Source organism: Dolosigranulum pigrum ATCC 51524, from assembly GCF_000245815.1.
Lineage (GTDB): Bacteria > Bacillota > Bacilli > Lactobacillales > Carnobacteriaceae_A > Dolosigranulum > Dolosigranulum pigrum.
This window is the reverse complement of record NZ_JH601103.1, coordinates 578,788-592,024: the sequence shown is the minus strand read 5'-3', so window position 1 is coordinate 592,024 and position 13,237 is coordinate 578,788. Positions and strand designations below refer to the sequence as shown.

Annotated in this window: 12 protein-coding genes; all 12 read right to left on the bottom strand. The window is 39.2% G+C overall.

The genetic code is table 11. From position 1 onward, the window contains the following. Positions 1-64: 64 nt before the first annotated feature. The 12 genes from hpt to HMPREF9703_RS02720 all read right to left on the bottom strand — a co-directional run bounded on the left by hpt (position 65) and on the right by HMPREF9703_RS02720 (position 13,212). The gene (gene hpt, locus HMPREF9703_RS02770) at positions 65-619 is read right to left on the bottom strand and encodes a hypoxanthine phosphoribosyltransferase (protein WP_004635414.1); all 555 of its coding nucleotides are present in this window, start codon (positions 617-619) and stop codon (positions 65-67) included. 14 nt (positions 620-633) lie between these two features. Beyond that, a complete protein-coding gene (gene tilS / locus HMPREF9703_RS02765; protein ID WP_004635411.1) occupies positions 634-2,028 on the bottom strand; it encodes a tRNA lysidine(34) synthetase TilS in 1,395 nt (464 codons plus the stop codon). Positions 2,029-2,083: 55 nt separating this feature from the next. After that, entirely contained in the window at positions 2,084-2,500 is a 417-nt protein-coding gene (locus HMPREF9703_RS02760) for a S1 domain-containing RNA-binding protein (RefSeq protein WP_004635410.1), read from the bottom strand. Positions 2,501-2,670: 170 nt separating this feature from the next. After that, positions 2,671-3,897 (bottom strand): amidohydrolase, encoded by a 1,227-nt coding sequence (locus tag HMPREF9703_RS02755; RefSeq protein WP_004635408.1) that lies wholly within the window; start codon positions 3,895-3,897, stop codon positions 2,671-2,673. Beyond that, positions 3,894-5,153: an amidohydrolase gene (locus tag HMPREF9703_RS02750; protein ID WP_004635406.1), complete on the bottom strand. Its 1,260-nt coding sequence runs from the start codon at positions 5,151-5,153 to the stop codon at positions 3,894-3,896. Before HMPREF9703_RS02750 ends, HMPREF9703_RS02755 begins: the two co-directional genes overlap by 4 nt. Positions 5,154-5,238: 85 nt before the next feature. Next, a complete protein-coding gene (locus HMPREF9703_RS02745; protein WP_004635404.1) occupies positions 5,239-5,718 on the bottom strand; it encodes a SprT family protein in 480 nt (159 codons plus the stop codon). 24 nt (positions 5,719-5,742) lie between these two features. Then, positions 5,743-7,929, bottom strand: coding sequence for a Tex family protein (locus HMPREF9703_RS02740; RefSeq protein WP_155800793.1), 2,187 nt, complete (start codon positions 7,927-7,929; stop codon positions 5,743-5,745). Positions 7,930-7,962: 33 nt separating this feature from the next. Then, positions 7,963-8,664, bottom strand: a complete 702-nt coding sequence (locus HMPREF9703_RS02735; RefSeq protein WP_004635400.1) for a metallophosphoesterase family protein — start codon at positions 8,662-8,664, stop codon at positions 7,963-7,965. Between the two features lie 620 nt (positions 8,665-9,284). Next, entirely contained in the window at positions 9,285-10,313 is a 1,029-nt protein-coding gene (locus tag HMPREF9703_RS02730) for an alpha/beta hydrolase (protein WP_004635397.1), read from the bottom strand. A gap of 94 nt (positions 10,314-10,407) precedes the next feature. Next, positions 10,408-10,815: an OsmC family protein gene (locus HMPREF9703_RS02725; RefSeq protein ID WP_004635395.1), complete on the bottom strand. Its 408-nt coding sequence runs from the start codon at positions 10,813-10,815 to the stop codon at positions 10,408-10,410. 280 nt (positions 10,816-11,095) lie between these two features. Further along, positions 11,096-11,707 (bottom strand): ATP-binding cassette domain-containing protein, encoded by a 612-nt coding sequence (locus tag HMPREF9703_RS08565; protein ID WP_256998287.1) that lies wholly within the window; start codon positions 11,705-11,707, stop codon positions 11,096-11,098. 26 nt (positions 11,708-11,733) lie between these two features. Beyond that, on the bottom strand, positions 11,734-13,212 hold the full coding sequence (locus tag HMPREF9703_RS02720; protein ID WP_004635391.1) for a cysteine peptidase family C39 domain-containing protein: 1,479 nt from the start codon (positions 13,210-13,212) through the stop codon (positions 11,734-11,736). Between the last annotated feature and the right edge of the window lie 25 nt (positions 13,213-13,237).

Genomic DNA, 13,237 nt, shown 5'->3' with positions numbered 1-13,237 from the left:
AAAATTTTCTATTGATTATTTTAACATAATAAACATTATACAACTATAAATTTTTTCTTAAGATTTAATGACTATTCTCATATACTTCCGGTTTTAATACACCGATATAAGGTAAATTACGATATTGATCAATATAATCTAATCCATAACCAACAACAAATTTGCCTGGAATTTCAAAACCAATCCAATCTGCTTCAATTTCGGCTTTCCGACCACTTGGCTTATCCAGTAATGTTACAATTTTTACAGAATTAGCATTTCGACTGTAGAATAGCTCCTTCAAGTACGCCAATGTCTGACCCGTATCAATAATATCTTCAACGAACAATACATCGCGTCCTTTAATCGGTGTGTCCAAGTCCTTGACAATCTTCACTTCACCACTTGATTCAAATTCATTGCCATAACTGGATACATCCATCACATCAAACTCCATAAAAATATCCATCGCCTGCATTAAATCACCCATGAATGGTAAAGCACCTTTTAAGATCCCGACAATTAACGGATTTTTATCGCGATATTCTTCGGCTAAGATAGCCCCAAGTTCTTTTATTTTACTTTGTATCTGTTCTTCTGACACGAGAACTTCTGCCATATTTTCATGCATCGTTGTCATGTGTTCCCTCCTACTCATTCTTGCGCATCATCTTTCTGATAGACAAGTATGTAATTCATTGTATCAGTAATAGCGTCATTAGACAACCGACATTGTTTATAGCCAATCGCCCATAAAATACACCCTGTCTGTTCAACTACAAGCCATGCCTGATCCCGTTCAACTTTCGGGACCTTCTGATTGATAAAAATATCTTTCAATTTCTTTGTTCCTCGGCCACCTTTATAAGTCATACGGTCACCCGGTTGCCGGTGTCGCAAGCGAAGTGGTAATTTAATGGCTGCTTGCGGTATCGACAACACGAGCGCATGTTCTGGCAGTTCTGACTGATCAATTCCACTGTTAAAGACGCCAAACATCTCAGTCGGACTAAGCTCGTACCATTGATTGATCACTGAAATAACTACTTCATCTGTTGACTTAAAGACAGCAGGCTGATCTTGACGTTGAATCCGTAACACATTATAGGTACGAATACATTGCCAACCTCCCTGCCAATCTAAGCGACTATTCCCCGTCGATGTCTGCAGCCAGTCCAACGTTTCTTCAATATACTGCTTATTAAACTGACCTTCTTGTTGGAAAACTTTCTTAAGGCCTTCTTTCAAGAGTAGCTTCTGCACCGCTCGCGAATGACTTAACAGCAACGGAATATCTACCGTCAAGCTCTCTTCATCTAGCTCGATGACCTTCACCAGTAATTCCTGCAAGTGTAGCTGATAAGCCTCCACTAACTCCGCCAATTCTTGGGCAAATTCACTCAGATGAGCAACCACCTGAGGATTCTCTGCCTGCAATTGCGGAAGAACATCATGTCGCAGTCGGTTTCGCAAAAATTGATCACTTGCATTAGACGCATCTTCTTTATAAGCTAACTTGTGCTCGGCAGCATACTGGCGCAATTCCACCTTAGTATAATCAAGTAATGGACGAATAATTTTTCCCGGACCAAATGTACGCTGCTGCGGGATACCCGTCTTCTCTTCTAACAAACCGCCCCGTATCAACTTCATCAAAACAGTCTCTGCCTGATCATCCTGATGATGCGCCGTCAACAAAACATTAAACTGCTGATCCATCATTACCTGCTCGAAAAACTGATAGCGTATCTCCCGCGCCTCATATTCAATTCCCGCCTGAAGATCCGCTCCTTCTGCCCATCGGTAACAATAACAGGGTACATCATATGCTGTAGCTAGCTCTTGAACAAATTGCTCTTCCACATCTGACACATCCCGCAACTGATGATTCACGTGAGCAACGCCGATTATCGGGCGTAAGTCACTAGGAAGTTGACACATCATATCCAACAACACAATAGAGTCTACCCCACCGGATACAGCGATCAAGACCCGATCAGTCGGCGTAAACCATTTATTTTTTTTTACAATATACTGAAATGGAGTCACGGCCCTCTCCTCTTATCAATAAAAGGGCTGAGGTCAGCCTCAACCCTTTATGGTCTTAATTACGGTGCCCGCCTCGGCCACCACGTCTATTTTCTGTTTGTTGTTTCAATGATGATAATCTATCTTCACTATCTTTTAAGAACGAGTTCATCATCGAATCAAAATCTTGGCTTTTTTGTTTTGGTGCTTCTTTTTTAGGCTTCTCTACTTTTGGTTTATCATCGCTCGCTTGTTGCGCTTGTTTGGTTTTACGAATGGATAAACCAATCTTGCCATCATCTGCGATCGATAAGACCTTCACATCCACTTCTTGGCCTTCTTCTAGTTCATCACTAATATCTTTAATATATTTATCAGATACTTCACTAATATGAACAAGTCCTGTCTTGTTATCTTCCAAATCAATGAACGCTCCGAAGTTAGCTAAGCCAGATACTTTTCCTCTTACCGTTTGTCCCACTTCAATTGCCATGTGTCTAAAAAATCCTCTCAAAATATTTGTGTCTTATTATATCAAATAAACTCCGTAAATTAAAGCACTATTTCAGCGAATCTTAGGTGATTCGAGGAGACATCTCTGTGACTCTTGCTTCTAATAATATTTAGGATATTTTTCTAGAGTTTTAGAGAGTCAACGTAATATTACTTAGCTGGCTTTTGCCATAATTTCCCACGATGCATTAACTGACGTTTCTGTGGTAGACGTGCCACCGCTTCTGCGCTACAGCTGCTCGTCACAAAGACAAAACTAGCTGGATCACCAACGCTCGGCCATTGTTGTTGTCCTACTTGATTAAGTGGCGTCACCCCATCTGTTACAAGACCTAAACTTTTACGTAAGCTTTTTTCATCAATTTTTCCCGAAAATTCATTGTATCGATTTAATTTTTCTAAAATATCACCGGAGACATATGGACTCCATGAATCAAAGTAACCATCACAACCTAAGTGAACAGCAATTCCTTCCTGCATGAGATAATCAATTGGAGGCATAATCACATTATTAACCGAGTGAGGTGCTGTGGACATCACTGTGATATTGTGCTGCTTCATTCGCTTCACTATACGCGCCAAATCTGCTTGGCCAACACCCGCTAACCCAAAAGCATGGCTAAAAAATGTTTTTTGAGCGAAGTTGTATTGTTCAATTAGATCAATCCACTTATCCATCGTATAATAGCCCAAATAATCACGGTCATGGAAGTGAAAATCAACATCCACTTGATAGCGTTGCGCAATCTCCATTGTCTTACGCAAAGATGGTTCAATCTGTCGATCAATACCCGCTGGATCTAATCCCCCGAGCATCGTCGCTCCACTATCAAGCGCTTCTTCCAGTAATTCCGGCATCCCGTCTCGCAACAACCCATGCTGGGGGAAGGCGATAATGTCAGCGGTCACTACATGAGAATAGCGATCCAGAGCTTTGATGACCCCTTTTAAGTTATCTAATTTAATATACGGATCAATGTTAACATGCGTACGAATATGATTAACACCATAATCTAGATGACGTTCAATCATCGCAGCTGCTCGTTGCTCTGTGGTTGGTTCTAACTCCCTTAATTCCTCAGCTTCTTTCGCTAAACGCTCAGACAAGCTATCAACTGGCTGACAGGCACGCCATCCAAGCGTCAGATATGTCTTATCCAGGTGATTATGCATTTCTTTAAATGGAGGCAAGGCTAGCTGACCCGCTGCATTGTACAGAATGGTTACGTGGTCGCCCGGGAATTCTGATGTGATTCGGCTAATCATTCCCTCATTTGTCACTTCAATGTGGAAAGTGTCAGTGACAGTTTTTACACTGCCATCTGTCCGTAATTGTTCACTTGTTTCTAATGTAACGTTGGTAATCCATTGACTCATCCACGGTACGCTCCTTTTTGTTGAATTGACTGTTCTGAGATGACTTGTCCCCTTGAAATAACGGTTGAAATTGGGCAACGACGGGCAATTAAGTGAGCTGAGCTAACCGCATCGACCAATAATGCATTAGCTGGCATTCCAACTTTTGGCCAAACTTGTCGGCCAGCACTGTCAAGTGGTGTTACTCCACCTGTTCCAAATTTTAAAGCATAACTAAGACGTTTTTCATCAATAAGATTAAACTGTTCACTTAATAGATTTAATTTTTGAATCGTATCTCCCGTTCCGAATGGCGACCAATGATCCGTTAAGCTATCATGGCCGACTGAAACTTTCACACCATATTGATCAAGCTCAAATATCGGCAAGGTCAAGCCAGGACTAATCACGACGGTGGTGCTAATGTCAACATTCCGTTCAGCCAACCGTCTAAAGAGCGTTTCTTTCTTCTGGGCTGGCACTTGTGCTAAAGCAAAGGCATGGCTAAGAGTGACCTCCCCTTGATAATCATACATTGCCATCATATCCAATAAACGCTCAATCTCATAGACACCTAATGCCCCACGATCGTGTAAATGAACATCAATTCCTAAATCATATTGCTTCGCCCACTTAACGAGCAATTGGAGACTAGCTTCTACATCTCGTTCTAATGTAGCAAAATCTAAGCCACCAATATGCGTTACCCCCATACTCAGTGCTTGTTCGAATAATTGGATGAATTCTTCCCCGTTTCTGAGTAAACCATGCTGCGGGAAAGCAACAATCTCATACGTTATTTGATCTTCATATTGTTTGAGTACATCAAGAGTTAGTTCGACATGTTTTAGACCGATTTGGGGATCGATATTACAATGCGTTCGAATATGAGTATGACCATTTTGAATATAGTGTTGAACCACTTTATGTGCTCGTTCGGCAGCGACATCTAACTGAGCTGGTAGCAGCTCTTTTTCTTCATTCAACCGCGTATAAATACTGAAATCTTCTGGTCGGGTAGGTGCTTGCCATGGCCCGCTAAAGTACGTTTTATCGATATGAATATGCGACTCCCGTAATGATGGCACAAGCAATTGCCCGTTCCCATCAATAACTTTTTGCACACCTGGCGTATTTTCAGCAATTTCATCCGCAATTTCAGCAAAACAGCCTTCCTTTATTAATAGATCTTTTGTTTCCGTCTCTGTCACAACTAAGCCATTATTTTGTTCCTTATAACAACGCTCTAACTTAATATTTTTTAATAATAATCCCATTTACAGTAACCCTTTTCTATAATTGAACTGCTTTCATTATAATGATAAAGATAGTATGCATCACTTACATCATGTCACTAATTATCTATTGTTCACATATCACTTGTTCGAATAACTTTAATTTCCCATGGCAACGACCACAACAGTATGATGCTGTATTCACACGACGCTTACGATAATAAGACTGCCCGCATTGACTACACTGATAATGCCAGCGTTTCGCCACACCGCTCTTTTGTTCGATGGATGGGGTATGCCGCAAGCCTCCAACTTCTTTCAACAATTTCCGAAAATCAGCATCGCGATGTTGATAGCCCCGACCCGCTATATGCAGATGATAGTGACAAAGTTCATGCTTCACAATACCTAAAAAGACTGCTTCTCCAAACACGTCCAAAATCTTGGGATTGAAGTCCAAATGATGTGTCTGGAGATGGTAACGTCCACCCGTTGTTCGCAAGCGGGAATTAAAGGTTGCTCGATGTCTGAAAGGATGATGAAACCATTCTTCAGATACTGCTTCAACATAAGCTTGCAAGGAATCGTCTGTCCGTATGAGTTTCATTACTCTGTCTTCCTTCTCTCGTCACTAATCTTTCTGTACCATTGTTAAACCAATCCGGCTACGGTTCAAATCAATCGATTTAATCCAAACTGTAACAATATCGCCTACTTGAACGACATCTTTCGGATGTTCGACAAATTGATCACTTAGCTCAGAAATATGGACTAAGCCATCTTCCTTCACTCCAATATCCACAAATGCACCAAAATCAACCACATTACGAACCGTCCCTTGCAGTTGCATCCCTTCGCGTAAGTCATCCATCTTCAGTACATCTGTCGATAGAATTGGGGCCGGCATATCATCACGTGCATCTCGTCCCGGCGCAATCAAAGCTGCCACAATATCACGATATGTCTCTAAACCAATCTCTAATTGCTCAGCTGTCTGTATGTCTGGCAATTGTTCCAACAAGTGCTTCAACTCATCGGACCCGATAGCTGACTTATCTTGCTTCACATGGGCTAATATTTTTTCAGCTTCAGTATAAGATTCAGGGTGGATACCCGTTTGGTCGAACGGCTCAGGTGCATCCGGAATACGTAAAAAACCGACTGCTTGCTGATAAGATTTTGGTCCCAAGCGTTTCACTTGTTTAATTTGATCACGCGTAGTGAACTGCCCCTCTGACTCACGGTAGGCGACAATATTATTAGCCGCTGTCTTCGTCAAACCAGAGACATGTTCGAGTAGCGCACCACTTGCTGTATTTAAGTTAACACCAACTTGGTTAACCGCCGTCTCGACAACAAAATCTAACTGACCTTCTAATTCTTTTTGTGACACATCATGTTGATATTGCCCGACACCGATTGATTTGGGATCAATCTTGACCAATTCTGCTAATGGATCTTGCAGACGACGAGCAATACTAATCGCTGAACGTTCCTCAACTGCTAGATCAGGAAACTCACGGCGCGCTTCATCACTGGCTGAGTACACTGAAGCACCCGCCTCATTCACAATAATAAAGGCTGTCTTCTCCGGCATCTCACTCACCACTTCAGCCACGAACTGCTCTGATTCACGACTCGCCGTACCATTCCCAATAGCAATCACATCTACTGCATGTTCCGTGATCAATTGCTTCAGCGCTTCTTTCGACTGATTGCGTTTTGTCTCACCAGATGTATGCGGATAAATGACTTTAATAGCTAACACTTTTCCTGTCGAATCAATCACCGCTAGCTTACACCCTGACCGATAAGCTGGATCAAGCCCTAAGATCGTCTTCTGCTTCAGTGGCGCTTGCATCAGTAAGTTCTTCAAGTTCTCACCGAAAATTTGAATCGCATGAGTCTCTGCTTTCTCCGTCAATGTACTACGCAATTCACGTTCGATGGATGGTGCGATAAACCGCTTATACGCATCTTTGATTGCTTCCTTCACGATAGAGATTACTGGCGATGAACTATCCAGACTAGGTAATATTTGTTTGTATAAATACCGATGCGCTCGCTCGTCACCGACCTCTAACTTAACGGTTAAAACCTCCTCACTCTCTCCCCGGTTCAATGCGAGTGTTCGGTGAGGGGCAATTTTTCGATAATCCTCTGCATACTCATAGTATTGTTGGAAGACATTCTTCTCATCAATCTCCTCATTCTTCACCGTACTAGTTATCTGAGCGTTATAGATTGTATAGTCGCGCAGACGCTTGCGATATTCTGGATTATCAGCAACCTGCTCAGCAATAATTTCATGAGCTCCCGCCAACGCATCCGCTACCGTCTCAACATCATATTCCGAATTAAGATAATCACTTGCTATCGCTTCAATCTCTGCCTCACTTGCATCAGGGAAACCAAGCAACCAGTCTGCTAATGGCTCTAATCCTGCTTCTTTCGCCTTAGTAGCCAAGGTCTGACGCTTCTTCTTATACGGTCGATACAAGTCTTCTACTTCTTGTAGTTGCGTTGCCTCTCGGATTTCCGCTGCTAGTTCATCCGTCAGTTCCCCCTGCTCCTCAATAGCACTTAAGACGGTCTCTTTACGGTCTTGTAAGTTTTGGATATATTCACTGCGCTGTTGGATCTCTCTAATTTGGACTTCATCGAGTGCCCCCGTCTGATCCTTCCGGTAACGTGCAATGAATGGCACCGTATTCCCATCATCCAAGAGCGACAATACTGTCCGCACTTGTTTAGTCGAATAATCACTTAATTCCCGTACAATTAGTTGAAACGTCTGCTTATCTTCCACACTTATCACTCCATCTTTCTCTATTCTCTACTTCTGTTTATCTTATGCTTGGTAAGTCGCTTCAATCCCAGCTTGGCTCAACTTCACACCATTTAGCTGACCCCCATACACAGCTCCGCCATCGATCCCAATCTTATGATCTTCACTCACCCAAAGATCAGGCTGTCCATCCGTGCGCAACTTCATTGTCGGCGTATGACCGAACACAAATGTCTTCTCTGTCTCATTCAGCACATCCAAGAATCCTTTACGAATCCATATTTTATCTCGAACCGTTGACTCACGCCAGTCATCTAACGTCAAGTCCATCCCCGCATGAACAAAGAAATACTTCCCCCATTCATAAGTTAACTCAAGATTATCCAGATAGTCAATCAACCATGGATACTGATCTTTCAATGCTTCGGCCAATTCCTGAGGGGTACTTGACGATACCGCATCACCTAAGAACGACTCAAGTGTTATCTCGCCTCCATTCCGATAATAGTGCGCCACATTATCAGCCGGATCATCCAAGAACTTCATCAACATATCTTCATGATTTCCACGCAGACAAATCGCTCCATATTCTTCCTTCAACTGCTTTGCTCGGCGAAAAACAGCCTGAGCATCCGGCCCGCGATCACACAAATCTCCCAAAATAACAAGCTGCTCTTCTTCTGGATTCCAATATTCAAGTAATGCCTCAAGTTGCTCATCACTACCATGTACATCACTAACTGCGAATATGTAAGATTTATCCATCTACAACACCCTTTTCTCCCTGTCTAATGACTCAAATTTCCCTACTCTCATCTCTTTCATTGTAACATATATCTTACGGTTATTATACTAGCAAGGAATTCACTTCTCCACCGACAGTTTATTCACGAAAACAACCAAGCAAATGCTCCATGTTAAAAACAAAATTGATTGAGTGACTTATCTCCGTTCAATTAATTGCGGGTACATTAAATACTTCCATTTATAAGATATTTGACAATCAAGATAATTATTGTTATTGTGATAATGAATCCGCTATAAATTAATTGTCATACATTAAAAGGGGGCATTAATATATGAGTAATCAAGTTGTAAACATACTACTAACGCTTGTACTAGTATATATTTTTTCTGCCTATATCATTTTTTTAGTAAAATCTGTACTTTACGGAAAAGAGAAAGTGTATGGGTGTAAGAATCCAACATTACTACAAAAGATAAAAGTGATTTTTCTAATGTAAATGATGTCACTTCAGTTATTTAAAATCAAAATTTCTTAATAAGCTCCCTCCAAAGTAGACAATACAGACATCTACTTTCGGAAGGAGCTTATCTTTCAATATAATTTAGTTTATAATCAATCTTCAGTGTGAGTCGCTAAACTATTCAATAATCGTCGCCAAAAAATCCAACTGCTTATCGACATTTTCGCGAGCTTCTCTTAACCACAACTGGCCTTCGTAGCCGTGAAACATGAAGCCGGGATAGTCATCAGTATAAATATTGGACTGGACATAAATATCACGCGCTCGCAGTTGAGCGACCAGATCAGTGGCTTGTTGCGTAAACGAAACGCGATTCCCATCCGAAATATAGACGGGTGGAAGGGCTTCGTTGATATGATTAAGAAGATTTGCTTCAGCAAGCATCTGTTCTTTCATATTGCGCGGATTCATGTCCATATATGAGAATCCCATCACACTGAATAGCCAGTTAATTAACCAATGGCCCACCTGATTGGAACGATTGGGATCAATTAAAGCACTGTTGAGCATGATGCCGCGAATAGTTAAGTCCGGATGTTGACTGAGCCCTAAACGATCAGCATAAGCACTGGATGATTCAGCTAACGCTAGCTGCCCGGCTAAATGACCACCTGCTGACAATCCTGCTAATACAATATTATCAGGGTCTAAGCCATATTGTTCCCCTTCGTTCACTAAGAAATCCATCACTTCGCTTGCTTGTATAATCGGTACGGGATATTTATACATCGGTGTGAGCGCATAATTAGCCGCTACAACCGCATAACCAGCCTTCACAAACTCTAACAAATATCGCCGCTCATCGATCTTATCCCCCCAAGCAAACCCACCACCATGAAAATAAACAATCACTGGATACAAAGCTGGTCGTATTTCCATATCATTCTCATTATCACAAGTGTTCTGTTGCTCTTTTATCCGATTTTCTTCGGGAGATCGCGTGGGATGACTCGAATGACTTGGAATAAAGATATCTAACTTGTTATTTGGATAATCACTCTTATATTCGACATTTTTATACACATTGGCTTGTTTAGCCGGTTTTACACGGCGACGTTTCAGACGCTGCCGCATCTTGCTAAACACACGCGTTATGCCAATAACTAAGTCCGCCCAATAATAGCCAATAATCCAGATAATACCCATGATTGCTAATAAACTACTGAGTAACTTCCCTAATTTTTTTACTGTCTTTTTGATGCGTAACGCTCCTCATATCTCAGTTACTGTCTTGGACAATTTACGCCTCGAACGGGACAGTCTCCACTGTTAAATGCTTATAGTCCCCAACAATTTTGGCAACCGGGCACCGCTTGTGTGTTGCTTGAATAATGGTTTCCGCTTCGTCTAGTGGGATATCCGCTACAGCTGCTGTTAGATCTAAGGTGAAGTAATACTCTTCGCTGACCTCATCTTGATGCAATTGCACCGTCACTTGTACACGGCTCTTCGGCTCTATCTCCCGCTCTTTCAATACGGCATGCAACGTCGCATTAAAGCACGTCGCTAAGGATAATCCCATCAATTGTTCCGGATTAGTCCCTGGCTCATCACTCGTGGGACTGGACGTCTGATACGACTCACCGTCCACTAAGTAAGACTGCCCATCAATACCTGTCTCATTCACTGCAACAACTTCATATAACATAAATATGTCCTCCCTTTATAAATATATGAACAATATACCGTTATAAAATAGTTCTCATATGTCCATTATAGCACGCACAACAGTGTATTTCATGTATAAAATTGTTCCTTATTTAAATAAGATAGCACATATCCAGAATTTAAGCTTTTCACTGATTACAGTGACTAATTCAGAAACTTATCCTACATTTTTTCTCCCGCAACAGAATAGAGGCCCATATAAAAAATGGACAGAAATTATGACAGCTATGACGGACCAATAATATCCATTAAATCTATAATTATCTAAAAAAATCACTATAATATCTATTATTCTGCATTAGTTTTTCATGCTTCCCGTGTGCTATAATTTTTCCTTTTTTTAATACATAAACACAGTCAGATATAGTAGTGGTAGAAAGTTTATGAGTTACCGCTATAATAGTAATATTTTTTTTCTTTAAATTATTGAAAATTTCTCTCTCTGTAGATACATCTAATTGACTGGTCCCCTCATCTAAAATTATGACCTTTGGGTTAGTTAATAATGCTCTAGCAATAGCCACCCGTTGGCGTTGACCTCCAGAAAGATTTCTCCCATTATCTCCAATTTCTGTATTATATTTAGATGGCATTCTGTTCATCACATCCTCATCTAAACAAGCAAGCTTTGCCGCTTCTCTTATTTTTGAGATTGTATGACTATGTGTCGGATCAATATTTTTTTGAATTGTATCGTTAAGTAACGTCTCATCTTGTAAAACTGTTCCGAATAACTGCCGGTATGATTTCAAATCATATACTTCTTTATCTATATTATTTAATAATATATTCCCTTCAAAATTATTATATAAGGATAAAATCAATTTTATAATAGTTGTTTTCCCACAACCTGTTCTTCCTACAAAAGAAATAAATTCTCCTTCATTTATGGTGAAATTTAACTCTTTAACATTTTTTTTCCATTGATCCCACTGTATGAGAAGTTAACATCTTGGAATTTAATATTTTTAAAACTATTTATTTCTCTTCCATCAAAATTTTTTTCACTTTTAGCTGTGATAATCTCTGAAAGTCTATCTATGTTATTTTTACTATACTGAAAATCAAAGATATTTTGTATTAAAATAGCTAATGGACTCAATAATGTATTTCCTAAAGCTAAAAAAGACATAACTTGACCGAGAGTTAACATCCCCTGATTAACAAAGTTACTCCCTATAAATAATACAGTAACGCTTGGTAACAATCTATAGGAGATAATTAAACTCCTGTACATCCCTAATAATCGCTGCCTTTTAAATTCTAAATGCATTTGTTCATTATAATTCTTAACCCATTTATTATATAGAGCTTCGCCATAATTTGATGTTTTCATCATATTAATATTGGACGATAGTTCAATTAAATAACTTTGTGTCTTTTCCCTTTTCATTAATGATAGTTTATTTTTTACATCTGTCTTTTTAAAAAATATATTTAACAACACACACAACAGTATCCCGTATACTATCATAATAATCGATAATATTCTTGAAATATATAACATCATTGATATAGATATTACTATAGTTAACACATCTACAAACACACCCGTAATTATATTTGATAACAATTGTTGAATTGAATCAATATTATTAATTCTAGAAACAATATCTCCTGAAGACCTAACATCAAAAAAAGAAAGTGGTAGATAAAATAATTTACGCACTACATTTTTTTTTAGAGTACTAATATATTTTATTTCTAATAATGTTGTTAATAATTCTCTTACAAAAGAGAATACGCCGTAAGATAGAATAGCAAATAATATCCCAATTATTAATTTCACATGGGAAACTAATGCAATTCCATTTATCACATTATCTATCATATATTCAGTAAATAAGGGCATTAGCAATACAAATAGTTGTATTATAAACGAAAAAAATATAACACCAACTATAAATTTTTTTTTAATTTCTCCAAGTGTTAATATTTCAATTATTTTATTTTGGGATTTTTGTTTTTTTATATTCTCTGGAAAAAACAGGAGTAAAATACCCGTGAATTTTTTCGAAAATTCAGAACCATCCATTATTATTCTGCCACATTCAGGATCTAAATAATAAATTGTTCCTCTTTTAGCTTTTTCAATAACAACATAATGACTCATTGATAATACAGCAATACATGGAAATACAATCTTTTCAGAAAAAATATTTTCTTTCTTATTTAATTCAACAGCCTTAGATTTTAATCCATATTCATTCGCTACATTCATTAAATCTCTTAAGTGGACACCATCACGAGAAATAGAACATTTTTCAACTAAATCAGATATATGTAGTTTACACCCATAGTAATTTAATACCATTGTCAGTGCAGCAATTCCACAGTCAGATTCTGAAAGTTGTTGTACAAATTTTATTTTTTTCAATATAATCCCTACTTTCTAACCCTAC

Excerpts from the sequence above, each read along its gene's own strand:
- HMPREF9703_RS02725 (WP_004635395.1), bottom strand. The coding sequence starts at position 10,815 with ATGTTATATGAAGTTGTTGCAGTGAATGAGACAGGTATTGATGGGCAG.
- HMPREF9703_RS02750 (WP_004635406.1), bottom strand. The coding sequence starts at position 5,153 with ATGGGATTATTATTAAAAAATATTAAGTTAGAGCGTTGTTATAAGGAA.
- HMPREF9703_RS02745 (WP_004635404.1), bottom strand. The coding sequence starts at position 5,718 with ATGAAACTCATACGGACAGACGATTCCTTGCAAGCTTATGTTGAAGCA.
- HMPREF9703_RS02730 (WP_004635397.1), bottom strand. The coding sequence starts at position 10,313 with ATGGGTATTATCTGGATTATTGGCTATTATTGGGCGGACTTAGTTATT.
- hpt (WP_004635414.1), bottom strand. The coding sequence starts at position 619 with ATGACAACGATGCATGAAAATATGGCAGAAGTTCTCGTGTCAGAAGAA.
- HMPREF9703_RS02760 (WP_004635410.1), bottom strand. The coding sequence starts at position 2,500 with ATGGCAATTGAAGTGGGACAAACGGTAAGAGGAAAAGTATCTGGCTTA.
- HMPREF9703_RS02735 (WP_004635400.1), bottom strand. The coding sequence starts at position 8,664 with ATGGATAAATCTTACATATTCGCAGTTAGTGATGTACATGGTAGTGAT.
- HMPREF9703_RS02755 (WP_004635408.1), bottom strand. The coding sequence starts at position 3,897 with ATGAGTCAATGGATTACCAACGTTACATTAGAAACAAGTGAACAATTA.